Source organism: Sphingomonas sp., assembly GCF_965200135.1.
Taxonomy (GTDB): Bacteria; Pseudomonadota; Alphaproteobacteria; order Sphingomonadales; family Sphingomonadaceae; genus Sphingomonas.
This window is the reverse complement of sequence record NZ_CBDATK010000001.1, coordinates 14885-38799: the sequence shown is the minus strand read 5'-3', so window position 1 is coordinate 38799 and position 23915 is coordinate 14885. Positions and strand designations below refer to the sequence as shown.

The window sequence follows — 23915 nt, the reverse complement described above, 5'->3', positions numbered from 1 at the left end:
CCGATCACGATCGGGCCGGCGCCGATGACGAGGATGGATAAGATGTCGGTGCGTTTGGGCATCAGTTTTTTTTTACAGCCACTGCTTCGTTCCCGATAAAACCGAAGCTGATCCCGTTCTCAGTAGCGTCGGACGCGGTGAACACATTCATCACGCACTCTAATGTTCGACCCAACCGACCAAAATCGCTTCCCACGATGACATCTCGCCGGATCGTCAGCATGGACGCTCCAACGACCTCCACGGTGCTGCCGGGCTTCAAACCACAGGCAAGTTCGAGACCTTCAGCAAAGGTTTCCACCCCGTTGCTCCTATCGAAGCTCGGTACTTTGTCGGTCAGGCGCTTCGACCGAACCCACTCTTGAGCCGCTCGCTGTTCCGCAGGCCGGTCTTCCCGGCGAGAATAGTCATAAAATGCGGATTGCTGAGCGCGATCGGTGATCGTGAGAATGTAGAACGGATGCACCGCTGCCTTAAGGCACAGCAACTTACCGTCGTTCAGCGGCCCTAATTCACTGATCGTAATCTCATCCGATTGTAGCTCATCTTCGTATCGTATGCGAACGTCCGCGCGAGGAATGTCGCACTTCACGATGGCTTCGATGGTCTGTTGATCGGTTGGCGGCGGTAGGTCGATCACCGCATCATCCCCACGAACCGATCGAACAGGTACATACTGTCCTGCGGCCCCGGGCTCGCCTCCGGATGATACTGCACGCTGAACGCGCGGCCGCCGGCCAGCTCCAGCCCCGCATTGCTGCCGTCGAACAGCGATACGTGCGTCTCGGTCACCCCCGCCGGCAAGCTGTCGCGCTCGATCGCGAAGCCGTGATTCATGCTGGTGATCTCGACCCGCCCGCAATCGGGGCCGTCGCTCACCCGCTTGACCGGGTGGTTCGCGCCGCGATGGCCCTGGAACATCTTGGTCGTGGTCGCGCCGACCGCCAGCCCCAGCAGCTGATGCCCCAGGCAGATGCCGAACAGCGGCAGCTGCGTGTCCAGCATCGCCCGGATCACCGGCACCGCGTACTCCGCCGTCGCCGATGGATCGCCGGGGCCGTTCGACAGGAAGAACCCGTCGGGTTGCAGCGCCATGATCTCGTCGAACGAGGCGGTCGCCGGCACGACCGATACCCGCGCCCCTGTTAGTGCCAGGTTGCGGAAAATGTTGTGCTTGGAGCCGTAATCGACGGCGACGACATGGGGTTTGCGGCCCTGCCCTTCGACTTCGCTCAGGGCGAACGGGGTCTGAGCGGCGCTTCCCCCCGTCCCGGTGGTCGTGCCCCCGACCCCGTTCGTGGTGAGCGAAGTCGAACCACCCGCGCCGCCCTCGCCATAGCCGAACCCCAGCCGCCACACGCCGCCTTCCCAGCCGAAGTGCGTCGCGGTGGACACCTCCTTCGCCAGGTCCATGCCCTCCAGCCCCGGCCAGCCGCGCGCCATCTCCAGCAGCGCGGCCACGTCGAACACGCCGTCCGCCGCATGTGCCACCACGCCGTTGGGCGCGCCCCCGGCCCGGATGCGCCGCGTCAGCGCGCGGGTGTCGACGCCCGCCAGCCCGATCCGCGCGTGCCGCTTCATCCACCCGTCAAGCTGCTCGACCGCGCGGAAGTTCGACGCCTCCGTCACGTTCTCGCGCACGATCATGCCCAGCGCGTGCGGCCGGTCCGCCTCGACGTCGTCGGGGTTGGCGCCGACGTTGCCGATGTGCGGAAAGGTGAAGGTGATGATCTGTCCGGCGAAGCTCGGATCGGTCATGATCTCCTGATAGCCGGTCATCGCGGTGTGGAAGCACACCTCGCCGACCGCCTGCCCCTCCGCGCCGAAGCCACGCCCCCACACGACCTCGCCCGATGCCAGCACGAGGCAACCGGTGGCGCCGTCAGGCGCTCTGGCAGGCGCGCGAAGAGAGGCGGTGTCGGCCATGATAGAGGCGGGCACTCCGGTCAGAGGTCACGATGTCACTAAGCCCCGGCAGCTAGACCCCGCACCGCCCCCGGTCAATAAGGGGCACATGATTCGAGACGACATCAAAGCCGCCCAGATCGCCGCCATGAAGGCCGGCGACAAGGACACCCGCAACGCCGTGAGCCTGATCCAGGCCGCGATCAAGAACCGCGACATCGAGGCGCGCGCCCCGCAATCGCGGGACGGCAAGGCGCCCGACGACGACGACGCGCTGGTCGTCGAGGTGCTGCAAAAGATGGTCAAGCAGCGCCGCGAATCGATCGACATGTATCGCAAGGGTGCGCGCGAGGAACTCGCCGTCGCCGAGGAGACCGAGGTCGCGGTGATCGAACGCTTCCTGCCGCAGCAGATGAGCGAGGCCGACACCAGCGCGGCGATCGAGGCGATCAAGGCCGAACTGGGTGCTGCCGGGATGAAGGACATGGGACGCGTCATGGCGACGCTGAAGGCACGCCATGCGAGCGAGCTGGATATGTCGAAGGCGAGCGGGCTGGTGAAGGCGGCGCTCGCCTAGCAGCAGCGCCGGCCGTCGCAATACCGTCATCGAGCCCCGCTATCCCGGTCGCGGAAACGGGAATCGGAAAAGATGATGAAGCTGACCGGAATGCTCCTCGGGGGCATCGCCTTCGCGTTGGCGACGCCCGTCGCGGCCAAGCCGCTGAAGTTCACGATCTCGGGCAATTACAACGCAACGTTCCGGCTCGACTCCAGCCCCGTTCCGGACTTCGTGCAGGACGACTACCTCTTTGCCGTGGTCGGCGTTCCCGGCCTGCCCGGCACAAGCGCGGGCCTCGCCGACCTGTCGTTCTTCAACGCCGGCGTTACCGGCGGGCTGCTCATCAGCGACAGCGGCGGTTTCGACTATCTGTTCGACGCCAACGGCGTGCAACTCTACACCGGACCGGAGAGCGCCCCGACGTTCCGTCAGGGCAGCTTTGCGCTGACGGGGCTGTCGACGCCGGGCGATTTCCTGGTGAGCATCTCCGCCGTGCCCGAGCCTGCCAGCTGGGGGCTGCTGATCGCCGGCTTCGGCCTGGTCGGCGGCACTATGCGCGTCCGCAGCCGCAGGGCCGGCTGGCGGCTCGCCTGACGCCGCCGCGTCGGCGTCCAGCGTTCGCGGCAGGCCGGAACGGCCTTGCGCGCCGGCCGTCGATGCCGCTGTCCTCCACGCCCCGTTTCCGCTAAGCGCCCGCGATGCGCGAGCGTTCGGCCATCGCTCTCCCTTTATCGAATCCGGCCCGCCGCGCGGCCGGATGTCGCGCCGTTTTCGGTGACCTTCGCGACCTTTCGCGGGCGGCGACTCGATGACCCTTACCCCCGCCTTCCTCGACGAGCTCCGCGCAAGAACCTCGCTGTCGGCGCTGATCGGTCGCACCACCAAGCTGCAAAAGGCCGGCCGCGAGATGCGTGGCTGCTGCCCGTTCCACAACGAGAAGACGCCCAGCTTCTACGTCAACGACGACAAGGGCTTCTACCACTGCTTCGGCTGCTCCGCGCACGGTGACGCGATCCGGTGGATGACCGATCAGCGTGGCCTGCCGTTCATGGACGCGGTCAAGGAACTCGCCGCCGCCGCCGGGATGGACGTGCCTGCCCCCGACCCGCGCCAGGCGGAACGGCAGGAGCGCGCGAAGTCGCTCCACGACGTCATGCAGGCCGCCGCCGAGTGGTTCGAGCAACAGCTGGGCGGACTCGAAGGCGCGGCGGCGCGCGAGCTGCTGGTCCGGCGCGGCATCGACGACCGGTTCCGCCGCGCGTTCGGCATCGGCTATGCCCCGGACAGTCGCGGCAAGCTCCGCACCGCGCTCAAGGAGTTCGGCGACGCCATGCTGGTCGAGGCCGGGCTGCTGATCCAGGTCGAGGGGAAGGAACCCTACGACCGCTTCCGTGGCCGCCTGATGATCCCGATCCGCGACGCGCGCGGCCGGGTGATCGCGTTCGGCGGCCGCGTGATCGGCGACGGCGAGCCTAAATATCTCAATTCGCCCGACACGCCGCTCTTCGACAAGGGCCGCACACTCTACAACCTCGATCGCGCCGCGCCCGCGTCGCGCAAGGCCGCGCGGGTGATCGTGGTCGAGGGCTATATGGACGCGATCGCGCTCGCCCGCGCCGGCATCGACGAGGCGGTCGCCCCGCTCGGCACCGCGCTGACCGAGGCGCAGCTGGAGCGATTGTGGCGGATGGTCGACGTGCCCATCCTGTGCTTCGACGGCGACGCGGCCGGACAGAAGGCGTCGCTCCGCGCCGCGCACCGCGCGCTGCCGATGCTGCAACCGGGCCGCAGCCTGGCGTTCGCGACCTTGCCGTCGGGGCAGGACCCCGATGACTTAATTGTTAACTCGGGGTCTGCAAAATTCTCTAAACTGCTTGAAGATCCAGTAAGTCTACCAGATTACATCTGGCGAGCAGAGCTGGGTGGCGTTGGCCCAACCCCTGGTCCAGATGAACGTTCAGCACTTCGCGAGCGACTGCTTGCGAAGGCCGAGTCTATTGCAAACAAGGGCGTTAGAACTGAATATAGAGAGACATTTAGGAAATACTTTTCAGACACTTTTTACCCAGACCGGAATGGACTGCGGTCGTTGCGGCGGGCAGTCCAAGCCTCTGAGCTAAAGTCTCGAAGGGAACCTGAGTACAATCTTTATAAGTCAATCTTGTTTGGATTGATGAGACATCCGTCTGTCATTCTGTCTCATTATGAAGACATTCGTCTTTTGCCAATCGTAGATCGCTATCAAACGGTTTGGCGCACTAGGCTTGTAGACATAATTTTTGATTTCAATGACTTGAGTGAAGACTTAGTCGATAGCATTCTCAGTGAGTCCGATATTGCGCCTATAGAAAGGCGCTGTTACCAAAAGCATCTAGCGTTCTCGTTCTACCGGCGCTCGAGTTCTTCCTCGGATGCGATACGAGACTTGGTAAGGATTATTGAACTTCTTAACGAAGAGCATGAGAGTCGGATTGCAGCTAACCTTGCGCATGAGGTTTTTAAGGCGACGATGACCGAACAAGCATTTGCAGAACAGCAGCGCTCTCGTGATGACGCAGCGCAGTTTCAACAACGGCTGTCTCAATGGCTTGAGGCTGTGCATGATGCCGACGACGCCGCCCGCCGAGCTTGATGCGATTGCCCGCCACCCCATATTCATTCTCGAAGTGGCATCAAAGTCAATTTCCGAGTGGTGCAGTCGGACGGCGTTGGAAATGCGGCTTGCAAACCTATGTCAGGCGAACGAAGACGCCCGCGCGGCGGCACCCGAAGGTAAATGATGGCAGCGAAGGCTAACATGGCGACCGATACGGCCGAGGCTCCCGACACGGGCGACGCGCCGCTGATCGACCTCAACGATGCGTCGATCAAGAAGGTGATCGCCCGCGCCAAGAAGCGCGGCTACATCACCTACGACCAGCTCAACGAGGCGCTGCCCCAGGGCGAGATGTCGTCCGACCAGATCGAGGACGTCAGCGCGGCGCTGTCCGAAATGGGCATCAACATCGTCGAGGCCGAAGAGGCCGGCGAGGAAGGCGAGCAGGAGGAACAGGCGGAGGACGAGGTCGAGGCGACCGACGCCGAGGCCGATACCGGCGCGGCGCTGCCCGAGAAGAAGAAGGAGACGATCGACCGCACGGACGATCCCGTCCGCATGTACCTGCGCGAAATGGGGGCGGTCGAGCTGCTGTCGCGCGAAGGCGAGATCGCGATCGCCAAGCGGATCGAGGCCGGGCGCGACACGATGATCCTGGGGCTGTGCGAGAGCCCGATCACCTTCAACGCCATCATCGACTGGTCGACCCAGCTCAACGAGGGCTCGATGCAGCTGCGCGAGATCCTCGACCTCGACGCGATGCTGTCCAAGGGGCCGTCGGCCGAACAGGTCGCGGGCGCCGAGGACGACGATACGGGCGAGATCAGCGAGAAGACCGCCGGCACCACCTTCAAGGAAGAGGCCGAACCCGAGGAAGCGCCCGCCGCCGACGAGGAGGAGGACGACCTCACCGAACGCCGCGCGCCGCGCCCGTCGGACGACGAGGAGGAGGACAACACCCTCTCGCTCGCGCAGATGGAGGAGCAGCTCAAGCCGCAGGCACTGGAGAGCTTCGCCAACATCACCGCGATCTACAAGAAGTTCGGCAAGCTCCAGCAGAACCGTCTGGACGCGATGGGCGCGGGCGGCGAGCTGTCGGCGGCCGACGAGCGCAAGTACCAGAAGCTGCGCGAGGAGCTGACCGCCGAGGTTGAGAGCGTCCAGTTCCACCAGGCGAAGATCGAGTATCTCGTCGACCAGCTCTATGCCTTTAACCGGCGGCTGACCGCGCTGGGTGGGCAGATGCTGCGTCTGGCCGAGCGCCACAAGGTGCCGCGCAAGGACTTCCTCGACCGCTATGTCGGCCATGAGATGGACGACAGCTGGCTGAGCACGGTCGGCAAGATCGACAAGAAGTGGACCGCTTTCGTCACCAACGAGAGCGATGCGGTCGACCGCGTGCGCGTCGAGATCAGCGAGATCGCACAGCAGACGGGCATGTCGCTCGCCGAGTTCCGCCGCATCGTCAATCAGGTGCAAAAAGCGGAGCGCGAGGCGCGTATCGCCAAGAAGGAGATGGTCGAGGCGAACCTCCGCCTCGTGATCTCGATCGCCAAGAAGTACACCAACCGCGGCCTGCAGTTTCTGGACCTGATCCAGGAGGGCAATATCGGCCTGATGAAGGCGGTCGATAAGTTCGAGTATCGTCGCGGCTACAAATTCTCGACCTATGCGACGTGGTGGATCCGGCAGGCGATCACCCGCTCGATCGCCGATCAGGCGCGGACGATCCGCATCCCGGTCCACATGATCGAAACGATCAACAAGCTGGTCCGCACCAGCCGCCAGTTCCTCCACGAGCAGGGCCGCGAGCCGACGCCGGAAGAGATGGCCGAGCGCCTCTCCATGCCGCTGGAGAAGGTCCGCAAGGTGATGAAGATCGCCAAGGAGCCGATCTCCCTCGAAACGCCGATCGGCGACGAGGAGGATTCTCACCTGGGTGACTTCATCGAGGACAAGAACGCGGTGATCCCGGTCGATGCAGCGATACAGGCGAACCTCAAGGAGACGGTTACGCGCGTGCTCGCGTCGCTGACCCCGCGTGAGGAACGCGTGCTGCGGATGCGGTTCGGGATCGGCATGAACACCGACCACACGCTGGAGGAAGTCGGTCAGCAGTTCAGCGTCACGCGCGAACGCATCCGGCAGATCGAGGCCAAGGCGCTGCGCAAACTGAAGCACCCGAGCCGGTCGCGGAAGATGCGGTCGTTCCTGGATCAATAGCCGGATCGAACCGACGGGACGTCGTTGTTCGACGTTCATGCAACCCCGCTGCGCGACAGAACGTTACGCTCTCAGATCATTACCTGAAGGAGCTATGTAATGCGTAATTTCATCCTGGGCCTCAGCGCCCTTGCCGTCGCCCTGCCGACCGTGGCGGTATTCCCTGCGTCTAGCGCAGAGGCGCGTCGCAGCCAGTATCGCGAGTGGCGCGGGCGCGACGGTCGCGTTTATTGCCGCAAGTCGAACGGGACGACGGGCCTGGTCGTCGGTGGCGTCGCGGGCGCGCTGGTCGGTCGCTCGATCGACACGCGCGGCGATCGGACGGTCGGTACGCTGGGCGGTGCCGCGCTGGGTGCGCTGGCCGGCCGCGCGGTGGAGCGGAACACCGGCTCGCGGCGTCACTGCCGCTGAAGCTACGGCCTGAATGATGACGGGCGTCGCGGCACAGGTCGCGGCGCCCGTTCTCTTTTACACGATGCCGCCGCCGAGCATCAGGCGCAGCCCGAACACCACGATCAGCACCGCGTTGAGGTTGCGCCCGCCACGGCGCGACGACAGCGCGCCGAGCGCCAGCCCGACGATGCCGATCGGCAAGACCAACCAGTTGAGCCAGCCGAGCAGCGGCACGAACGCCACCAGCCCCAGCACGAGCGTCACCAGTCCGACCAGGATCGAGAGGATGTTCAACATGGCGCTCAAGATGGTTGCGCGCCCGATGCCCGGCAAGCCATACTCACCAAAGCTTTACCGCCACCCGCTAGGCAAACCCTCGTGCCGCGCCGCCTCGCTCCCGCCCTGCTCCTTTTCGCGGCGGCCTGCGGTCGCACAGCCGAGACGGGCAACGATATCGACCGGCTCGACCGCGAACTGACGAACGACACGCGCGATCCGGCTATCGCCGAGGCGGTGGCGGGTCAGATCATGGTCGATCCGACGCTCCAGCAATCCTCGAACGCCAACGCCGTCCGGCCACCACCCCGCCCCGACTCGGGTGCGGTGCCCGCCGACGTGCCGCGCGCTGATCCGATCGACCCGCGCTCGCTCCGCCACGCTCCGGCCGCGACACCCGGCTGCCCGCAATGTGCCGCCAAGGCGTCGAGCTACACGCTCGGCGCGCTCGCCGCCGCTCAGCCGCACGGCTGCGCTGTCGTGAACTATTCCGCCGCCTGGGCGACCAGACTACCCGCCGACCTGCCGCTCTATCCCGACGCCCGCGTCGTCGAGGCGGCGGGCAACGACGCCGGCCCCTGCCGGTTGCGCGTCGTCACCTTCCGCAGCGGCGCGGCGGCGGGCAAGCTGATCGACTGGTATTACACCCATGCCATCGCCGGTCGCTATTCCGCCGAGCACCGCGTGGGCGGCGGCATGGAGGTGCTGGGCGGCACGCGCGGCGACGACGCCTATGTCGTCTACGTCACGCCGCGCGCGGGCGGCGGTGCCGACGTCGATCTGGTGACGAACGCCGGGTCGTGATCGGCCGGAGGTGACGCGGCGAGCCGGAGCGGCTACGGCGCTGCCATGCCCCTGATCCTCGTCATGGCCGGCGGCGCGCTCGGCGCGGGCGCGCGGCATCTGGTCGGTCGCGCGATGCTCGCCGCGCTCGGCCCCGGCTTCCCCTGGTGGACGCTGTCGATCAACATCGCGGGCGGGCTGCTGATGGGGCTGCTCGCCGGCGTGCTGCTGCGTCATCACCTGGGCGAAGGCTGGCGGCTGTTCCTCGGCGTCGGCGTGCTCGGCGGGTTCACGACCTTTTCTTCGTTCTCGCTGGAGGCGGTGACGCTGGCGCAGCGCGGCGCGTTGATCGACGCCGCAGGCTATGTCGCGGCGTCGGTGGTCGGCTCGGTCGCTGCGCTGATGCTCGGGCTGGCGGCGACGCGGGTGGTCGCATGACCGAGCCGAAGCCGACCCCCGTCAAGGACGTCCGCCAGTTCACCGTCGCGCCCGACGACGACGGCATTCGGCTGGATCGCTGGTTCAAGCGGCACCTGCCCGACACCAGCTTCACCACCGTCGCGAAATGGGCGCGCACCGGCCAGCTCCGCGTCGACGGCGCGCGCGCGACGCCCGGCGACCGGATCGAGATGGGCCAGCAGCTCCGCGTCCCTCCCGACGAGCCGATCCGCGCAACCGAGCGCCGCGCGCCCGAACGCGTGCCGCTGACCCCCGATCAGCTCGCCTTCGCGCAGGACATGGTGATCCACCGCGACGCGCAGGCGCTGGTGCTCAACAAGCCGCCCGGCCTCGCCACCCAAGGCGGGACCAAGACGATCGAGCATGTCGACGGCCTGCTCGACGCCTTTGCCGAAGGGGAAAGCCGCCCCAAGCTGGTCCACCGCCTCGACAAGGACACCAGCGGCGCGCTGCTGATCGCGCGCACCAGCCGCGCGGCGGCGTTCTTCGCCAAGACCTTTTCCGGCCGCACCGCCAAGAAAGTCTATTGGGCGCTGGTCGTCGACGTGCCCTCGATCGACGACGGCATGATCGAGCTGCCGCTGGCGAAACAGCCCGGCACCGGTGGCGAGAAGATGCACGTCGACGAAGAGAACGGCCAGACCGCGCGCACCCGCTATCGCGTTATCGAGCGCGCCGGCAACCGCACCGCCTGGGTCGAGCTGCAACCCTTTACCGGCCGCACCCATCAGCTGCGCGTCCACATGGCCGCGATCGGCCATCCGATCGTCGGCGACGGCAAATATGGCGGTGCGGCGGCGTTCCTGACCGGCGGGATCAGCCGTAAGATGCACCTCCACGCCCGCCGCCTGCGCGTCGACCATCCCGACGGCGGGCAGATCGACGTCTCGGCCGACCTGCCGCATCATTTCGCCGAGAGTCTGGCCAGCCTCGGCTTCGAACAGATGCTGGGCGATCAGCTGCCGCTCGACGAGCACGCCCCGCCCACCCGCGCCGACAAGAAGCAGGCCGCGAAGGCGCACGCCAAGACCGTCCGCAAGGCGCGCAAGGGAGAGCGGCGGGGTCGGGGCACGCGCTGAGCGATGCACCCCAACCCCATCTTCCGCCCCGACCAGGCCACGCTGGTCGCGCGCGCCGCCGCCATCGGCTTCGCACATCTGTTCGTCGCCACGCCCGCCGGGCCGATGGTCGCGCACGCGCCGATGACGCTGCATGGGGACGAGTTCCGCTTCCACCTCGCCCGTGCCAACTGCCTCCATCCGCATCTCGACGGCGCGACGGTGCTCGCCAGCGTCGCCGGCCCGGACGGCTATGTCAGCCCGAACTGGTATGCGCGTCCAGGCAATCAGGTGCCGACCTGGAACTATGAGACGATCGAGATCGAGGGCATCGCGCGGGCGATCCCGGAGGCCGCGTTGCTGGAGCAGCTCGACCGGCTCGCCGACGTCCACGAACCCCGGCCCGATCCCTGGACTCGCGCAAAGACCGACCCGGCGGTTATCGCCGCGCTGCTTCGCGCGATCGGGGGCTTCGCGCTGACCGTTACCGCGATCCGGGGCACGACCAAGCTCGCGCAGCACAAGTCCGCGGCCGATCGCGCCGGGGTGATCGACGGCCTGTCGCAGGGCGGCAATCTCGCCCTGGCGCAGGCGATGGCGGCGCTGTGAGCGACGACCTCGCCCGCCGTCGCTGGCTGGCGATCACGCTGACCCGCATCGCCGGGACGGCGGGCGCGGTGTTCGGGCTGGTGCTGGCCGGCCGCGCGACGACGCAGCCGCCGCAGCTGCTCGGCATCGGCATCGTCCTGTCGGCGCTGCTGATGATCGCGATCGTCCCGCGCGCGCTGGCGCATCGCTGGCGGACGCCCCCGGATACCCGCGAGTGAAGCGGTTCTGGCAGGCGGCGGCGGTGACGCCCGAGGGCGGCGTGGCGCTCGATGGGCGCCCGGTCCGCACGCCCGGTCGTACCGCCCTGATCCTGCCGACCATGGCGCTCGCCGACGCGGTCGCGGCGGAATGGAACGCAGTCGGCGCCACGATCGACCCGCGCGCGATGCCGCTGACCGGTCTCGCCAACGCTGCGGTCGACCGGGTCGCGCCCGACCCGGCCGCCTTCGCCGCCGGCCTCGCGCGATATGGCGAGAGCGACCTGCTCTGCTATCGTGCCGCCGAGCCGGCGCCGCTCACGGAACGCCAGACCGCCGCCTGGGACCCGGTCATCGCCTGGGCCGAGCGCCGCTACGACATTCACATCGCGGTCACGACCTGCATCATCCACCAGGCGCAACCGGCCTCGACGGTGGCGCGGTTGGGCCAGGCGATCACCGCGCTCGACCCGTTCGCGCTCGCCGCCGCCTCGCCGATCGTCACGATCACCGGCTCGCTGCTGCTGACGCTGGCGCTGATCGAGGGGGCGTCGATGCCCGACGCGGTGTGGGCCGCCGCGCATGTGGACGAGGACTGGCAGATCGAGATGTGGGGCGAGGACGCGCTGGCGACGCAGGCCCGAGCGCATCGCCGCGCCGAGTTCGACGGGGCGATCCGCTTCTTGACGCTGTCGCGAGGCGCGGTGCCCACGCAAGGGTGAAACCGAAAGGCCCGGCCGGCCGTGCCTGTCCTCTTGACCTAGCCGCGACGCAGGTGACATCGGGCGGCACCCGCCATTTCCCGGAGTCACCATGCCGCCCAACAACACCAAATGGATCGTGCTCACCGTCGTCGCGGCGGTCGTCGGCGCGATCTTCGGGCCGATGATGCTGTCCGCGCTGCCCGGCGGGGTGGGGCTGGCGATCAGCGTGCTGCTGCTGGTCGCGGTGGGTGGCTACCTCGTCTACATCCTGGCGGGCAACAAGGTCGGCCGGGCCGCGACGCCGCCGATGATCGCCGATGCGCGGGGCTTCATGCCCGGTCCGGGGATGGCGCGGCTGTACGTCGTACGTCGCGGCTTCATGGGCGGCATGGCGGGGATGAAGGTGACGATCGCCGGCGAGAAGGCCGGCCAGATCCGCATGAACCAGTTCGTCATGGCGGAGCTGCCGCCCGGCACCTACACGCTGGAGACCGCGATGGCGCGTAACGGCATGAAGTCGTCCCACAGCGCCGCGCCCGTCACGCTGGCGGTGGGCGAGGTCGCGGTGATCCGCGCGGGCCTGGAAATGCGCGCCACCCACGCCATGACCGTGCAGCAGCCGCTCTCACCCGACGAGGGCCGAACCGAGATCATGGCGACGAAGATGGTGCAGTGGACCGACGGCGTGCCGGCCACGCCCGCCGCGACTATCGCGTCAGGCCGCGGATGAACCCGATCAGCCCGGTCTGACGCGAGCGTTTCAGCCGCTCCGCCGCGAGGATCGTCTTCACCCCCTCGAAGCAGCGCTCGACGTCGTCGTTGACGAGCACGTAATCATAGCCGTCCCAGTGGCTGACCTCGTTGGCCGCACGCGCCATCCGCCGCTCGATCACCTCGTCGGTATCGGTGCGGCGGCTGGTCAGGCGGCGGTGAAGTTCCTCCATCGACGGCGGCAGGATGAAGACGCGGACGACGTCGCCACCGGCGATCTGATACAACTGCTGCGCGCCTTGCCAGTCGATGTCGAACAGCACGTCCTTGCCCGCCGCCAGCATCGCGTCGACCGGCGCACGCGGGGTGCCGTAGCGCTCGCCGAAGACATGCGCCCATTCCAGAAAGGCGTTGTCCGCGACCATCGCGCGGAACCGCTCCAGATCGACGAAGCTGTAGTCGCGCCCGTCGACCTCGCCGGGCCGCATCGAGCGCGTCGTGGCACTGACCGACATCGCCAACTCGGTCTCGGCATCGAGCAGCTTGCGCGCGATCGTCGACTTCCCCGCGCCGGAGGGGGAGGAAAGGACGAACAACACGCCCCGCCGGCGAAAGCCATGCGGGTCGTCGGGGGTGCGGGCGGGCATCGGCGTCCTTGGCGTGACGCAGGTCGACAGGTCAACCCGTCCTTTCGGGCCGTTCGTCGCAGCGAGCCGTCGAGGCCCACCCGTCAGGCGGGACGTTACCCGCGCGTATCCCGCCGACGCTTCATCGCCTGCCGCGCCACATAGGCGCCGCCCAGCACCAGTCCGAGCGGCCCCAGCCGCCGCATCGCGCCAGCCGCCACCGCGCCCAGCGCCGCGCCCTTGAACCCGCTGGAGCCGTCACGGCGGTCCAGCTCGCGCCCGACCAGCGCACCCACGATCCGCCCGATCATTCGCCTACCACCTTGTCCTTGAGTTCGCCGATCCCGCGCAGCACCGCCCAGCCGATCGCATAGGTGACCGCGACGGGCAGGACGACCTTGAGCACGTTGGCGATCACCGCGCCCTTGATCGCGCCGTCGACGCTGCTGTCGTCGTCGCCCGACATGCCGTCGATCGCGGCCCCGATCAGGCCGCCGATGGTAGTTGCCGACATATGATACTCCCTTTCGAGGCGAAGCGCCGGACGGCGGCGGAAGTTCCGATGGCGCTGCGGCAAAGCAGCGTCGTCGAACGGCACATGTGGCGCAGTCACGCGGCTGCCGGCAGGGCTTGCGCGTCTCGCATCGAGCGACGCTCGCCGGGTGCGCGCTAGCGTCCCAGCATATCCTTCGGCCGGACCACCCGATCGAACGTCGCCGCATCGACCAACCCCAGCCGTAGTCCCGCCTCCTTCAGCGTCTCGCCCGAAGCATGCGCCTCCTTGGCGATCTTGGCGGCGTTGTCATAGCCGATCTCCGGCGCCAGCGCGGTGACCAGCATCAGCGATCGCTGCAGCCCGGCGCGGATGTTGTCCTCTCGCGCGATCAGTCCATCGACCGTGCGCTCGGCGAAGCTTTCCATGCCGACGCTCAGCAGCTCGATCGAGCGCAGCACGTTGGCGCCGATCAGCGGCTTGAAGACGTTGAGCTCGAGATGCCCCTGCAGGCCGCCGACCGTGACCGCGACCTGGTTGCCCATCACCTGAGCGGCGACCATGGTCAGCATCTCGCATTGGGTCGGATTGACCTTGCCCGGCATGATCGAGCTGCCCGGTTCGTTGGCGGGCAGCTCCAGCTCGCCCAGTCCGGAGCGCGGGCCGGAGCCGAGCAGCCGGATGTCGTTGGCGATCTTGGTCAGCGCCACCGCCAGGCTGTTGAGCCGGCCGTGGAAATCGACCAGCGTGTCGTTCGACGCCAGCGCCTCGAACTTGTTGGGCGCAGGCTCGAACGTCAGGCCGGTGATATCGCCGATCGCCGCCGCCATGTCCCGGTCGAAGCCGGCGGGCGCGTTCAGCCCGGTGCCGACCGCCGTCCCGCCCTGCGCCAGCCGCGTCAGTGCGTTCTCCACGAACGGCACGATGCGAACGCGCGCGAGGTGCAGCTGCGCCGCATAACCGGAAAACTCCTGCCCCAGCGTCAGCGGGGTCGCGTCCTGCAGGTGCGTGCGCCCGATCTTGACGATGCGGTCCCAATCCCGCGCCTTGATCTCCAGCGCGGCGCGCAACCGCTCCAGCGCGGGCAGCAGCCGGTCGTGCGCGGCACGGACGGCGGCGATGTGCAGCGCGGTCGGGAAGCTGTCGTTCGACGACTGCCCCCGGTTGACGTCGTCGTTCGGATGCACCGGCGTCTTGCCGCCGCGTGTCCCCGTCAGCATCTCGTTGGCGCGGCCGGCGATCACCTCGTTGACGTTCATGTTCGACTGCGTGCCCGACCCGGTCTGCCAGATCACCAGCGGGAACTGGTCGTCCAACGTGCCCGCGATCACTTCCCGCGCGGCCGCCTCGATCGCGTCGGCCTTTTCGACACCCAGCGCTGCGCGCTGCACCCGCGCCGACGCCTGTTTCACGATCGCGAGCGCATGGACGATGCCGATCGGCATCCGCTCGGCGGGAGGAAAGGGAAAGTTCTCGATCGACCGCTGCGTCTGCGCGCCCCAGTAAGCGGCGGCAGGCACCTCGATCGCGCCGATCGAGTCGGTCTCGGTGCGGGTATCGGTCATCATGGGGCTCAACCTCCGTCATGCTGAACTTGTTTCAGCATCCACGCTCGACGGTGCCGTCACGCCACGCCGTCACGGAGTAAATCCGTGACGGCGAAGCTCGGCTGAAGCCAAGCCCGGCCGCGCTGGCGCGTCTCGCGAGATGCTTCGCCACCCGCGTGCGCGCGGGCGCGCTACTTCTTCCGCTTGAAATCCACCGCGACGACGTTCGACCCGTCCTCGACCGGCACCGCCATCGGCCCGTCGTTCTCCGCCGGATCATGCGTCGTGGCGCCGTCGTCCGGCCCTTCCTGCGCCTGAAAGCGCAGTTCGAAATTGACCGCCGGGTCGTGGAACCCGGTGATCGCCGCATAGGGGATGACCAGCTTCGACGGGATCTGGTTGAAGCTCAGCCCGATCGAGAACCGCTCGTCGTCGACCAGCAGGTCCCAATAGCGGTTCTGCATCACGATCGTCATCTCGTCGGGAAACCGCTCGATCAGTCGTCGGGGGATGTCGACGCCGGGGCCCTGCGTCTTGAAGGTGATGTAGAAATGATGCTCGCCCGGCAGCCCGCCGCTCTCCGCCACCGTGCCCAGCACGCGGCCGACGACGGCGCGCAACGCCTCCTGGACGATCTCGTCATAGGGGATCAGGCTGTCGGGCAGTCCGTCGGTCATTCCCTATTGGGTAGCGCGCTTTGATGCCCGGTCAAGATTGCATGGGTCGGGTTGCGCGCTATGAGCGGCGGCGATGCGCACCGCGACGATCTCCCGCAACACCGCCGAGACCCGCATCGCGGTGACGGTGAACCTCGACGGCACCGGCGTCTACGACGTCGCGACGGGGGTCGGCTTTTTCGATCACATGCTCGAACAGCTGAGCCGCCACTCGCTGATCGACCTCCACGTGCGGACGCAGGGCGACCTCCACATCGATCAGCACCACACGGTCGAGGACACCGGCATCGCGATCGGCGAGGCGGTGGCGCAGGCGCTCGGCGACAAGCGCGGCATCCGCCGCTACGGCGACGCGCTCAGCCCGATGGACGAGTGTCTGACCCGCGTCGCGCTCGACATCTCGGGCCGGCCGTGGCTGGTCTGGACCGTGCCGTTCAGCCAGAAGCGGCTGGGCGAGATGGATACCGAGCTGTTCCAGCACTGGTTCCACTCGTTCGCGCAAGCCGCCGGCATCACGCTCCACGTCGAAACGCTGCACGGCGACAACAATCACCACATCGCCGAAAGCGCCTTCAAGGGCCTCGCCCGCGCGCTGCGTCAGGCGATCGAGATCGACGCGCGCAAGGCGGACGCGATTCCCTCGACCAAGGGGGTGCTTTGACGCTCGCACTGATCGACATCCAGTCGGGCAACCTCCACTCCGTCGAGAACGCGCTGCGCGCCGCCGGCTGCGACGACCTGGAGGTCACCGCCGACCCCGACTCGATCCGCCGCGCCGACCGTATCGTCCTCCCCGGCGTCGGCGCGTTCGGTGCGTGTGCGGCCAACCTGCGTGCGGTCGACGGTCTGGAAGCAGCGCTCAGCGATGCGGCGCTCGCCCGCGCCCGGCCGTTCCTGGGCATCTGCGTCGGCATGCAGCTGATGGCCGACACCGGCGAGGAGCATGGCGAGCATCGCGGGCTCGGCTGGCTGTCCGGCACCGTCCGCCGCCTCGCGCCGGGCGAGGCGAAGGTGCCGCACATGGGCTGGAACGACGTCGCCCCCACCGTCGATCACCCGCTGCTCGCGCCGGGCGAGGCGTATTTCCTCCACAGCTACGCCTTCGCGGGCGAGCATATCCTCGCCACCACCGACCACGCCGGCCCAGTCACCGCCGCGATCGGCCGCGACACGCTGCTCGGCGTCCAGTTTCACCCCGAAAAGAGCCAGCGCTACGGCATCGACCTGCTCCGGAGGTTCCTCGCATGGCGGCCGTGATGCTATGTCGTTGATCGTCTTCCCCGCCATCGACCTCAAGGGCGGCAAGGTCGTGCGCCTCGCCGAGGGCGACATGGCGCGCGCCACGATCTACGCCGACGACCCGGCCGAACAGGCCGCCGCCTTCGCCGCCGCCGGCGCGGGCCACCTCCACGTCGTCGACCTGGACGGCGCCTTCGCGGGCGAGAGCGTCAACGGCGGCGCGGTCGCCGACATCCTTCAGCGCTTTCCCGGTCACGTCCAGCTCGGCGGCGGCATCCGCACCCGCGCCGATGTCGAGCGCTGGTTCGCGCTCGGCGTGTCGCGCCTCGTGCTCGGCACCGCCGCGCTGACCGATCCCGATTTCGTGCGAGCAGCGGCGGCCGAGTGGCCCGGCGGCATCGTCGTCGCGGTCGATGCGCGCGACGGGATGGTCGCGACGCACGGCTGGGCGGACGTGTCGGACGTGCCGGTGATCGACCTCGCCCGCCGCTTCGAGGACGCCGGCGTCGCGTCGCTGCTGTTCACCGACGTCGGCCGCGACGGGATGATGAAGGGCTGCAACGTCGACGCGACCGTCGACCTCGCCCGCGCCGTGTCGATCCCGGTGATCGCGAGCGGGGGGGTGAAGGGCATCGCCGACATCCACCTCCTCGCGCTGCACGCGAAGGATGGCATCGAGGGCGTCATCACCGGCCGCGCGCTCTACGACGGCCGGCTCGACCTGGCGGCGGCGCTGGCGGTGGCGGCGGCGTGATGACGAGCGCAATCCTCCCCGCCCGCGGGGAGTTGGCAGGCGTGAAGCGACCGACGGAGAGGGCTCTCCGCCAGTGTCAACGCTCGCGGCTCGGCCCCTCCCCCACCGCTTTCGCCGGCGGTCCCCCTTCCCGCAAGCGGGGAGGAATTGCGCCATGACCCTGCGCGCCCGCGTTATCCCCTGCCTCGACGTCGCAAACGGCCGCGTCGTCAAGGGCGTCAACTTCGTCGACCTGATCGACGCCGGCGATCCGGTCGAACAGGCGCGCGCCTATGACGCCGCCGGCGCGGACGAGCTTTGTTTCCTCGACATCACCGCCAGTCACGAAGGGCGCGGCACGCTGCTCGACATCGTCCGCCGCACCGCCGCGGTCTGCTTCATGCCGCTGACCGTCGGCGGCGGCGTCCGCACCGCCGACGACGCCCGCGCGCTGCTGCTCGCCGGCGCGGACAAGGTCGCGGTCAACTCCGCCGCCGTCGCCCGGCCGGAGATCGTCGCCGACATCGCCGCGCGCTTCGGCAGCCAGTGCTGCGTCGCCAGCATCGACGCGCGGCGCGCAGGCGATGGCTGGGAGGTCTTCACCCATGGCGGCAGGCGAGCCACCGGCATCGACGCGGTCGCCCACGCCGCGCGTCTCGCGGAACTGGGCGCGGGCGAGCTGCTCGTCACCAGCATGGACCGCGACGGCACGCGCGGCGGCTACGACCTGGCGCTGACCCGCGCCATTGCCGATCGCGTCACCGTCCCCGTCGTCGCGAGCGGCGGCGTCGGCGGCCTCCCCGACCTCGTCGCCGGCATCGTCGAGGGCCATGCCAGCGCCGTCCTCGCCGCGTCGATTTTCCACTTCGGTCAGGCGAGCATCGCCGACGCCCACCGCGCGCTGGCGGCGGCGGGCGTGCCGGTCAGGGTGCCGCTAACCTAGCTTCAACCGAACAGCATTATGCGCCGTCACCCCGGCCTTGAGCCGGGGTCCCGCTGCCGTTGCGACCCAGAAGAAGCGGGCTCCCGGCTCAAGGCCGGGATGACGATAGGACTGTTCGGATGCTCCTCCTAATGGCCACCTCCCCCCATTCCGGCACGCCGAAGGTCCGCACCGCGCCGGAACTCTCCGACCTCGCGCTGTTCGCGCTCGCGGTCGTCGCCGTGTGGCTGGTCCGCCGAGCGCTGCGCCGCCGGTTCGCGAAGGGAACAGACGCCAAGGATTGACCCCCCTCCCCGCCTGCGCCACCCCGGCACCATGACCGACCCGCTGGACCGCCTCGAAGCCACCATCCAGGCCCGCCGCGCCGCGCCCGCCGACGCGTCCTACACCGCCCAGCTATTTGCTCGCGGCCGCCCCCGCATCGCGCAGAAGCTCGGCGAGGAAGCGGTGGAAACGGTAATCGCCGCGATGGGCGACGACCCGGCAAAGATCGTCCCCGAAGCCGCCGACCTCCTCTACCACCTCCTTGTCCTGCTCGCCGACGCCGACCTGTCGCTGGCCGACGTCCGCGCGGAGCTGAGTCGGCGCGAGGGGGTGTCGGGGCTGGAAGAAAAGGCATCGCGCGGGTGAGGCCGACACGGCGATTTCTGCTCGTCGCCACCTGCGCCTTCCTTGCCGCATGCGGGAACGCGCCGGCCAGAGATCGGGCGCTCACCGTTCCAGCGGCAGCGCCGACACCCACCCAGCCGACGCTTGGCGGCGCGTGGCAACCGCCGGCCGGCCTGACGCAGGTTCCGCTCTGGCCAGGCACCCCACCCGACGCAGTCACTACGCGGCTGCTCGAAACCACCAGCACCGCCACCAACCCGCGCCGCTTCGCCGGCCGGCCCGTCACCGGCGTCTACGACGTTTCGATCCCGACGATGACCGTCTTCCCCGCCAAGACTCGGCCCACCGGCAGCGCGGTGGTCGTCTTCCCCGGCGGCGGGTTCCAACAGCTCGCGATCGATCTGGAAGGCAGCGAGGCCTGCGACTGGCTGACCGCCAAGGGCGTGACCTGCGTGCTGGTCAAATACCGCGTCCCCGGCAGCAACCATTTCTACGACGCGGCCTGCAACTGCCACCGGACGCCCGCGCATCTGACCGCGCTGCAGGACGCGCAACGCGCGATCCGACTGGTTCGCGCGCGAGCGGCGGCCCTTCACATCGATCCGCGCAAGATCGGCGTGCTCGGCTTCTCCGCCGGCGGCTATCTCGTCGCGCAGACCAGCAACATCCTCGCGCCGGCCTACACGCCGGTCGACGCGACGGACGGCGTCAGCAGCCGTCCGGACTTCGCCATGGCACTCTATCCGGGCCATATCTGTCGCGCCGGCGGCGCGTTCGATCCCGGACTCCGCGTCACCGATCAAGCGCCGCCGACGTTCATCGCGCAGGCGTGGGACGATCCGGTCGATCCGATCTGCAACAGCCTTCTTTACGCGCGCGCGCTCGATCTCGCCGGCGTCCCTGCCGAGGTCCACCTGTTCGCAAAGGGCGGTCATGCCTTCGGCCACCGTCGCGCGGCCGGGAACGTCGGCACCTGGACGATGCTCGCCGACGCATGGCTCGCACAGATCGGCATGCTCTGAAGGTGGTCCCGCCGATGCCGAAACTGTCCCGTGCTCCCACGCACGCCGCCTTGCTTCCGACCCCCCGGCGCCTAAGCTGACCCGGCAAGCACTCGGAGCGCAGGATGGCATCGCGACAGCAGATCGACTGGCCGACGATGGCCGGATGGGGTGCGCTGCTGATGCCGCTTTTGACCATGTGGCACGAGATCGGCGGCCACGCGGCGGCGTGCGCGGTGCAGGGCGGCCGCGTCGCGACGATCGGCGCCTTTTACGTCGATTGTACCGGGTTGTCGCGGTGGCCGGACGCCGTCGTCGCCTGCGCCGGGGTCATCGTGAACATCGCGTTGTCGCTGATCGCCTATGCGGCGTGGCGGCGCAGCGGGAGCGACGGAGCGCGGCTGCTATGGTGGCTGATCTGGGTCAGCGAGGCGTTCGTCGCGGCCGGCTATTTCTGCTTTTCCGGCGTGACCGGCGCCGGCGACCTCGGCACCGGCGCACACGGGGCGCTGCCGTGGCTGCCGATGCCGATCGCGTGGCGCGGCGGCGAGCTGGCGCTGGGCATCGTCGCGTACATCCTGCTGGTGCGAGCGGCGATCCGCGGCCTGACCGCGATGCTCGGCTCGGGACGCGCGACCGAGCCCGCGCGCAAACGCATCGCCCACACCTACTACATCGCCTGCGGCGCGGGCGCGTTCCTGGTCGGGCTGCTCAACCCGGTCGGGCTGTTCATCACGATCATGTCGGCGGCGGCGTCCTCGTTCGGCGGTCTCGCCGGGTTCATCTCGATCGGCTTCGCGGCGGGCGGGCCGGATGCGCCCCGGCCGTTCGTCGTCGCGCGAAACCCGCTCGTCATTGTCGGCGGCTTGCTCGTGCTGGCGACGTTCGCGATCGTCCTCGGACCATCCGTCCACCCGTGACAGGCTGACCGGGCGCGACAGAACCGCTGTCCTGCGAACCCCGTCCCGTACGCGCGCCATCCTCAACGGCAGCGCCGCCACTGGCGCGCGCCGCGCACCACGCTACACGTCGCCTATGCCCATCGACGCCACCCAGCCTTACGATCCGAGCAACATCTTCGCCCGCGTGCTCCGCGACGAGATCCCCTCGCGCCGCGTCTACGAGGACGAGTGGGCGATCGCGTTCCACGACATCGCCCCGCAGGCGCCGACCCACATCCTGGTCATCCCGCGCGGCGCCTATGTCTCGTGGGACGATTTCAGCACGCGCGCTTCCGCCGAGGAGATCGCCGGCTTCGTCCGCGCGATCGGCACCGTCGCGCGCACGCACGGGCTGGTCGAGCCCGGCTACCGCCTGCTCGCCAATACCGGGCCGGATAGCGGGCAGGAAGTGCCGCACCTCCACGTCCACCTGTTCGGCGGGGCGCCGCTCGGGCCGATGCTGGCGCGATAGTCTATTGCGCGGAGACGTTCTGTCGCTAGGCTTCCCCGTTCGACGGGCGGAACACGCCCGCATTTTCTACAAAAGGGAGCGTGCATGATCTTCGGACGGGTGAAATCGCTGGAATCGATCCTGGCGACCGCCGAGCGCAAGTCGCTCCATCGGACGCTCGGCGCGTTCCAGCTGACGCTGTTCGGCATCGGCTGCGTGATCGGCACCGGCATCTTCGTGCTGACCGCCGCCGGCGCGCAAAAGGCCGGACCCGGCCTGATGCTGGCGTTCGCGATCGCGGGCGCGATCTGCATCGTCGCGGCGCTCTGCTATGCGGAAATCGCGGCGATGATCCCGGTCGCGGGGTCTGCCTATACCTACACCTATGCGTCAATGGGCGAGCTGCTCGCCTGGACGGTCGGCTGGGCGCTGGTGCTGGAATACGCCGTCGCCGCGTCGGCGGTCTGCGTCGGCTGGTCGGGCTACATCACCGGCACCTTCCTCGATCATACGCTCGGCATCCAGCTGCCGCCGTGGCTCGCCAGCGCGCCGCTGGCGCTGGGTGGCGCGCCGGGCGGGTTCATCAACCTGCCGGCCGTGCTGATCGCCGGTGCGATCACCTGGCTGCTGATGATCGGCACCACCGAGAGCGCGCGCGTCAACGCGGTGCTGGTCGCGATCAAGGTGACCGCGCTCACCGTCTTCATCTTCCTGACGCTGCCGTCCGATCAGTTCAGCGCCGCGAAGTTCAATCCCTTCCTGCCGGCCGGCGTGTTCGGCGGCATCGGCACCGGCGTCGGCGCGGTCGGGGCGGCGGCGACGATCTTCTTCGCCTATGTCGGCTTCGACGCGGTCTCGACCGCGGCGGAGGAGACCAAGAACCCGCAGCGCAACGTGCCGATCGGGCTGATCGGATCGCTGCTGTTCTGCACCATCTTCTATATCCTCGTCGCCGCCGGTGCGATCGGCACCGTCGGCGGGCAGCCGATCATGGGGCCGAACGGCGTCCCCTTCCCGACCGGCTCCGAAGAGCTGGCGCGCCAGTGCGCCACCTATGCCGCCGATCAGCTGCCGCTGGTCTGCTCGAACGAGGCGCTGGCGCACGTGCTGCGTCAGATCGGCTGGTCCAAGGTCGGCAACATGCTGGGCTATGCCGCCGGCTTCGCGCTGCCCTCGGTGATCCTGATCCTGATGTATGGCCAGACCCGCATCTTCTTCGTGATGGCGCGCGACGGCCTGTTGCCGGAACGGCTGTCGACGGTGCATCCGCGCTGGAAGACGCCGCACATCGTGACGATGATGACGGGCGTCGTGGTCGCGATCGGCGCGGCCTTCTTCCCGGTCGGCCAGCTCGCCGACTGGGCGAACGCGGGCACGCTCTACGCCTTCATGATGGTGGCGATCTGCGTGATGATCCTGCGCCGCACCAATCCGAACGCCCCACGCTCGTTCCGCACGCCGCTGCTCGCGATAGTCGGGCCTTTGACCATCGTCGGCTGCATCTTCCTGTTCGTGAACCTGCCGTATCAGGCGATCATCGTCTTCATCGGCTGGGCGCTGATCGGGCTCGTGACCTATTTCGTCTATGGGAAGAAGGCGAGCTATCTGGGGCGGGGCATCGATGTCGACGGCGAGGCGCCCCCCGTCGCGCATTGACGACACGGCCCCTCCCGCCCGATCACCGGGCGGGAGGGGCCGTCTAGCTCAGCGGGCGCGGGCGTTGCAGTTGTCGCCGGTCGTGCCGGTCGAGGTGATCCGCTGACGCTGGAAATCATAGCGCTCCGAAAAGCGAAGCCGCCGCGGCCCGGTGCCGGTCTGCCAATAGACCCGCCGCGTGATGAGCGAGCTGTTGCGGGTGTGGCTGGCGAAGGTCCGCGTCGTCACCCCGCGCTGGACGAAGCGACCGAGCGGCACCTGTACCCCCTCGCTCGACAACAGCGTCCGCCCGACCTCCGACTGCGAATACAGGCTGCGACCCAGCACCTCGTATTTGGTCGGCGCGTCCATCGTTACGCCGCGCAGCAGCGGGTGGCAGACCATGGTCAGCGGCCCGCGATACTGGGCGGCCGCGGGTCCGGCGAGCACGGTGCCAAGAACGGCTATGACGATTGCGGACTTCATCGGCGAAGGCTCCTCTGTTGGAAACCTTCCAACGCCCGGACCCGCCGATCCGAACCGCCGC

Annotated in this window: 30 protein-coding genes and 1 pseudogene; 22 read left to right on the top strand and 9 right to left on the bottom strand. The window is 68.4% G+C overall.

What is annotated here, in order from left to right; genetic code table 11:
- Nucleotides 1–61: 61 nt before the first annotated feature.
- Both ACOFKS_RS00230 and carA read right to left on the bottom strand, forming a co-directional pair.
- Complete coding sequence (locus tag ACOFKS_RS00230) at nucleotides 62–640, bottom strand: hypothetical protein (RefSeq protein WP_419807238.1); 579 nt, start codon at nucleotides 638–640, stop codon at nucleotides 62–64.
- The gene (carA, locus tag ACOFKS_RS00225; protein ID WP_419807237.1) at nucleotides 637–1926 is read right to left on the bottom strand and encodes a glutamine-hydrolyzing carbamoyl-phosphate synthase small subunit; all 1290 of its coding nucleotides are present in this window, start codon (nucleotides 1924–1926) and stop codon (nucleotides 637–639) included. Before carA ends, ACOFKS_RS00230 begins: the two co-directional genes overlap by 4 nt.
- Before the next feature lie 88 nt (nucleotides 1927–2014).
- Between carA and ACOFKS_RS00220 the strand changes: the two genes are divergently transcribed.
- The 5 genes and pseudogenes from ACOFKS_RS00220 to ACOFKS_RS00200 all read left to right on the top strand — a co-directional run bounded on the left by ACOFKS_RS00220 (nucleotide 2015) and on the right by ACOFKS_RS00200 (nucleotide 7694).
- Nucleotides 2015–2482 (top strand): GatB/YqeY domain-containing protein, encoded by a 468-nt coding sequence (locus ACOFKS_RS00220; RefSeq protein ID WP_419807236.1) that lies wholly within the window; start codon nucleotides 2015–2017, stop codon nucleotides 2480–2482.
- Between the two features lie 459 nt (nucleotides 2483–2941).
- A pseudogene (locus ACOFKS_RS00215) lies at nucleotides 2942–3058 on the top strand (PEPxxWA-CTERM sorting domain-containing protein); the annotation flags it as partial.
- 214 nt (nucleotides 3059–3272) lie between these two features.
- Nucleotides 3273–5096, top strand: a complete 1824-nt coding sequence (gene dnaG / locus ACOFKS_RS00210; RefSeq protein ID WP_419807235.1) for a DNA primase — start codon at nucleotides 3273–3275, stop codon at nucleotides 5094–5096.
- Between the two features lie 147 nt (nucleotides 5097–5243).
- Nucleotides 5244–7283 carry an RNA polymerase sigma factor RpoD gene (gene rpoD / locus ACOFKS_RS00205; RefSeq protein WP_419807234.1) on the top strand — a complete coding sequence of 680 codons (2040 nt, stop codon included), beginning with the start codon at nucleotides 5244–5246 and terminating at the stop codon, nucleotides 7281–7283.
- 99 nt (nucleotides 7284–7382) lie between these two features.
- On the top strand, nucleotides 7383–7694 hold the full coding sequence (locus ACOFKS_RS00200; protein WP_419807233.1) for a glycine zipper 2TM domain-containing protein: 312 nt from the start codon (nucleotides 7383–7385) through the stop codon (nucleotides 7692–7694).
- Nucleotides 7695–7751: 57 nt separating this feature from the next.
- On the opposite strand, the gene ACOFKS_RS00195 is transcribed toward ACOFKS_RS00200, so the two are convergent.
- Nucleotides 7752–7973 carry a hypothetical protein gene (locus tag ACOFKS_RS00195; protein ID WP_419807232.1) on the bottom strand — a complete coding sequence of 74 codons (222 nt, stop codon included), beginning with the start codon at nucleotides 7971–7973 and terminating at the stop codon, nucleotides 7752–7754.
- A gap of 81 nt (nucleotides 7974–8054) precedes the next feature.
- Between ACOFKS_RS00195 and ACOFKS_RS00190 the strand changes: the two genes are divergently transcribed.
- From ACOFKS_RS00190 to ACOFKS_RS00160, 7 genes are all read left to right on the top strand, one after another.
- Nucleotides 8055–8756 carry a hypothetical protein gene (locus ACOFKS_RS00190; protein ID WP_419807231.1) on the top strand — a complete coding sequence of 234 codons (702 nt, stop codon included), beginning with the start codon at nucleotides 8055–8057 and terminating at the stop codon, nucleotides 8754–8756.
- 45 nt (nucleotides 8757–8801) lie between these two features.
- The gene (gene crcB, locus ACOFKS_RS00185; protein WP_419807230.1) at nucleotides 8802–9173 is read left to right on the top strand and encodes a fluoride efflux transporter CrcB; all 372 of its coding nucleotides are present in this window, start codon (nucleotides 8802–8804) and stop codon (nucleotides 9171–9173) included.
- A complete protein-coding gene (locus ACOFKS_RS00180) occupies nucleotides 9170–10273 on the top strand; it encodes an RluA family pseudouridine synthase (RefSeq protein WP_419807229.1) in 1104 nt (367 codons plus the stop codon). The genes crcB and ACOFKS_RS00180 overlap by 4 nt, the downstream gene beginning before the upstream one ends.
- 3 nt (nucleotides 10274–10276) lie before the next feature.
- Nucleotides 10277–10861: an FMN-binding negative transcriptional regulator gene (locus ACOFKS_RS00175; RefSeq protein WP_419807228.1), complete on the top strand. Its 585-nt coding sequence runs from the start codon at nucleotides 10277–10279 to the stop codon at nucleotides 10859–10861.
- Nucleotides 10858–11079, top strand: a complete 222-nt coding sequence (locus tag ACOFKS_RS00170) for a hypothetical protein (RefSeq protein WP_419807227.1) — start codon at nucleotides 10858–10860, stop codon at nucleotides 11077–11079. Before ACOFKS_RS00175 ends, ACOFKS_RS00170 begins: the two co-directional genes overlap by 4 nt.
- Nucleotides 11076–11780, top strand: a complete 705-nt coding sequence (locus tag ACOFKS_RS00165; RefSeq protein WP_419807226.1) for an ATP12 family chaperone protein — start codon at nucleotides 11076–11078, stop codon at nucleotides 11778–11780. Before ACOFKS_RS00170 ends, ACOFKS_RS00165 begins: the two co-directional genes overlap by 4 nt.
- Nucleotides 11781–11871: 91 nt before the next feature.
- Nucleotides 11872–12492 carry a hypothetical protein gene (locus ACOFKS_RS00160; protein ID WP_419807225.1) on the top strand — a complete coding sequence of 207 codons (621 nt, stop codon included), beginning with the start codon at nucleotides 11872–11874 and terminating at the stop codon, nucleotides 12490–12492.
- On the opposite strand, the gene gmk is transcribed toward ACOFKS_RS00160, so the two are convergent.
- From gmk to ACOFKS_RS00135, 5 genes are all read right to left on the bottom strand, one after another.
- Entirely contained in the window at nucleotides 12470–13120 is a 651-nt protein-coding gene (gene gmk, locus ACOFKS_RS00155) for a guanylate kinase (RefSeq protein WP_419807224.1), read from the bottom strand. The genes ACOFKS_RS00160 and gmk overlap by 23 nt on opposite strands.
- Nucleotides 13121–13215: 95 nt before the next feature.
- Nucleotides 13216–13410 (bottom strand): hypothetical protein, encoded by a 195-nt coding sequence (locus tag ACOFKS_RS00150; RefSeq protein WP_419807223.1) that lies wholly within the window; start codon nucleotides 13408–13410, stop codon nucleotides 13216–13218.
- A complete protein-coding gene (locus tag ACOFKS_RS00145) occupies nucleotides 13407–13613 on the bottom strand; it encodes a hypothetical protein (RefSeq protein ID WP_419807222.1) in 207 nt (68 codons plus the stop codon). Before ACOFKS_RS00145 ends, ACOFKS_RS00150 begins: the two co-directional genes overlap by 4 nt.
- 155 nt (nucleotides 13614–13768) lie before the next feature.
- Nucleotides 13769–15157, bottom strand: a complete 1389-nt coding sequence (fumC, locus tag ACOFKS_RS00140) for a class II fumarate hydratase (RefSeq protein WP_419807288.1) — start codon at nucleotides 15155–15157, stop codon at nucleotides 13769–13771.
- Nucleotides 15158–15330: 173 nt separating this feature from the next.
- Nucleotides 15331–15816: an SspB family protein gene (locus ACOFKS_RS00135; RefSeq protein ID WP_419807221.1), complete on the bottom strand. Its 486-nt coding sequence runs from the start codon at nucleotides 15814–15816 to the stop codon at nucleotides 15331–15333.
- A gap of 73 nt (nucleotides 15817–15889) precedes the next feature.
- Between ACOFKS_RS00135 and hisB the strand changes: the two genes are divergently transcribed.
- The 10 genes from hisB to ACOFKS_RS00085 all read left to right on the top strand — a co-directional run bounded on the left by hisB (nucleotide 15890) and on the right by ACOFKS_RS00085 (nucleotide 23389).
- Nucleotides 15890–16477 (top strand): imidazoleglycerol-phosphate dehydratase HisB, encoded by a 588-nt coding sequence (gene hisB / locus ACOFKS_RS00130; RefSeq protein ID WP_419807220.1) that lies wholly within the window; start codon nucleotides 15890–15892, stop codon nucleotides 16475–16477.
- Nucleotides 16474–17073 carry an imidazole glycerol phosphate synthase subunit HisH gene (gene hisH / locus ACOFKS_RS00125; protein ID WP_419807219.1) on the top strand — a complete coding sequence of 200 codons (600 nt, stop codon included), beginning with the start codon at nucleotides 16474–16476 and terminating at the stop codon, nucleotides 17071–17073. The genes hisB and hisH overlap by 4 nt, the downstream gene beginning before the upstream one ends.
- 4 nt (nucleotides 17074–17077) lie before the next feature.
- Nucleotides 17078–17809 carry a 1-(5-phosphoribosyl)-5-[(5-phosphoribosylamino)methylideneamino]imidazole-4-carboxamide isomerase gene (hisA, locus tag ACOFKS_RS00120; protein WP_419807218.1) on the top strand — a complete coding sequence of 244 codons (732 nt, stop codon included), beginning with the start codon at nucleotides 17078–17080 and terminating at the stop codon, nucleotides 17807–17809.
- A gap of 154 nt (nucleotides 17810–17963) precedes the next feature.
- Nucleotides 17964–18731: an imidazole glycerol phosphate synthase subunit HisF gene (gene hisF / locus ACOFKS_RS00115; protein ID WP_419807217.1), complete on the top strand. Its 768-nt coding sequence runs from the start codon at nucleotides 17964–17966 to the stop codon at nucleotides 18729–18731.
- 119 nt (nucleotides 18732–18850) lie between these two features.
- The gene (locus ACOFKS_RS00110) at nucleotides 18851–19015 is read left to right on the top strand and encodes a hypothetical protein (protein ID WP_419807216.1); all 165 of its coding nucleotides are present in this window, start codon (nucleotides 18851–18853) and stop codon (nucleotides 19013–19015) included.
- A 31-nt stretch (nucleotides 19016–19046) separates the two neighbouring features.
- Entirely contained in the window at nucleotides 19047–19361 is a 315-nt protein-coding gene (locus ACOFKS_RS00105) for a phosphoribosyl-ATP diphosphatase (RefSeq protein ID WP_419807215.1), read from the top strand.
- Nucleotides 19358–20362 carry an alpha/beta hydrolase gene (locus tag ACOFKS_RS00100; protein ID WP_419807214.1) on the top strand — a complete coding sequence of 335 codons (1005 nt, stop codon included), beginning with the start codon at nucleotides 19358–19360 and terminating at the stop codon, nucleotides 20360–20362. Before ACOFKS_RS00105 ends, ACOFKS_RS00100 begins: the two co-directional genes overlap by 4 nt.
- Before the next feature lie 104 nt (nucleotides 20363–20466).
- The gene (locus ACOFKS_RS00095; RefSeq protein WP_419807213.1) at nucleotides 20467–21261 is read left to right on the top strand and encodes a hypothetical protein; all 795 of its coding nucleotides are present in this window, start codon (nucleotides 20467–20469) and stop codon (nucleotides 21259–21261) included.
- Between the two features lie 115 nt (nucleotides 21262–21376).
- Complete coding sequence (locus ACOFKS_RS00090) at nucleotides 21377–21754, top strand: histidine triad nucleotide-binding protein (protein WP_419807212.1); 378 nt, start codon at nucleotides 21377–21379, stop codon at nucleotides 21752–21754.
- An 84-nt stretch (nucleotides 21755–21838) separates the two neighbouring features.
- Nucleotides 21839–23389, top strand: coding sequence for an amino acid permease (locus ACOFKS_RS00085; RefSeq protein ID WP_419807211.1), 1551 nt, complete (start codon nucleotides 21839–21841; stop codon nucleotides 23387–23389).
- Between the two features lie 48 nt (nucleotides 23390–23437).
- Here ACOFKS_RS00085 and ACOFKS_RS00080 read toward each other — a convergent pair whose 3' ends face one another.
- Nucleotides 23438–23854 carry a hypothetical protein gene (locus ACOFKS_RS00080; protein WP_419807210.1) on the bottom strand — a complete coding sequence of 139 codons (417 nt, stop codon included), beginning with the start codon at nucleotides 23852–23854 and terminating at the stop codon, nucleotides 23438–23440.
- Nucleotides 23855–23915 lie beyond the last annotated feature (61 nt).

Coding starts and splice junctions, on each gene's coding strand:
- rpoD (WP_419807234.1), top strand. CDS start 5,244: ATGGCAGCGAAGGCTAACATGGCGACCGATACGGCCGAGGCTCCCGAC.
- ACOFKS_RS00085 (WP_419807211.1), top strand. CDS start 21,839: ATGATCTTCGGACGGGTGAAATCGCTGGAATCGATCCTGGCGACCGCC.
- ACOFKS_RS00110 (WP_419807216.1), top strand. CDS start 18,851: ATGCTCCTCCTAATGGCCACCTCCCCCCATTCCGGCACGCCGAAGGTC.
- ACOFKS_RS00150 (WP_419807223.1), bottom strand. CDS start 13,410: ATGATCGGGCGGATCGTGGGTGCGCTGGTCGGGCGCGAGCTGGACCGC.
- ACOFKS_RS00220 (WP_419807236.1), top strand. CDS start 2,015: ATGATTCGAGACGACATCAAAGCCGCCCAGATCGCCGCCATGAAGGCC.
- ACOFKS_RS00095 (WP_419807213.1), top strand. CDS start 20,467: ATGGCATCGCGACAGCAGATCGACTGGCCGACGATGGCCGGATGGGGT.
- ACOFKS_RS00200 (WP_419807233.1), top strand. CDS start 7,383: ATGCGTAATTTCATCCTGGGCCTCAGCGCCCTTGCCGTCGCCCTGCCG.
- hisF (WP_419807217.1), top strand. CDS start 17,964: ATGACCCTGCGCGCCCGCGTTATCCCCTGCCTCGACGTCGCAAACGGC.
- hisA (WP_419807218.1), top strand. CDS start 17,078: ATGTCGTTGATCGTCTTCCCCGCCATCGACCTCAAGGGCGGCAAGGTC.
- ACOFKS_RS00175 (WP_419807228.1), top strand. CDS start 10,277: ATGCACCCCAACCCCATCTTCCGCCCCGACCAGGCCACGCTGGTCGCG.
- ACOFKS_RS00160 (WP_419807225.1), top strand. CDS start 11,872: ATGCCGCCCAACAACACCAAATGGATCGTGCTCACCGTCGTCGCGGCG.
- dnaG (WP_419807235.1), top strand. CDS start 3,273: ATGACCCTTACCCCCGCCTTCCTCGACGAGCTCCGCGCAAGAACCTCG.
- ACOFKS_RS00105 (WP_419807215.1), top strand. CDS start 19,047: ATGACCGACCCGCTGGACCGCCTCGAAGCCACCATCCAGGCCCGCCGC.
- ACOFKS_RS00090 (WP_419807212.1), top strand. CDS start 21,377: ATGCCCATCGACGCCACCCAGCCTTACGATCCGAGCAACATCTTCGCC.
- ACOFKS_RS00080 (WP_419807210.1), bottom strand. CDS start 23,854: ATGAAGTCCGCAATCGTCATAGCCGTTCTTGGCACCGTGCTCGCCGGA.
- ACOFKS_RS00180 (WP_419807229.1), top strand. CDS start 9,170: ATGACCGAGCCGAAGCCGACCCCCGTCAAGGACGTCCGCCAGTTCACC.
- hisB (WP_419807220.1), top strand. CDS start 15,890: ATGCGCACCGCGACGATCTCCCGCAACACCGCCGAGACCCGCATCGCG.
- ACOFKS_RS00145 (WP_419807222.1), bottom strand. CDS start 13,613: ATGTCGGCAACTACCATCGGCGGCCTGATCGGGGCCGCGATCGACGGC.
- ACOFKS_RS00195 (WP_419807232.1), bottom strand. CDS start 7,973: ATGTTGAACATCCTCTCGATCCTGGTCGGACTGGTGACGCTCGTGCTG.
- gmk (WP_419807224.1), bottom strand. CDS start 13,120: ATGCCCGCCCGCACCCCCGACGACCCGCATGGCTTTCGCCGGCGGGGC.
- crcB (WP_419807230.1), top strand. CDS start 8,802: ATGCCCCTGATCCTCGTCATGGCCGGCGGCGCGCTCGGCGCGGGCGCG.
- ACOFKS_RS00135 (WP_419807221.1), bottom strand. CDS start 15,816: ATGACCGACGGACTGCCCGACAGCCTGATCCCCTATGACGAGATCGTC.
- fumC (WP_419807288.1), bottom strand. CDS start 15,157: ATGACCGATACCCGCACCGAGACCGACTCGATCGGCGCGATCGAGGTG.
- carA (WP_419807237.1), bottom strand. CDS start 1,926: ATGGCCGACACCGCCTCTCTTCGCGCGCCTGCCAGAGCGCCTGACGGC.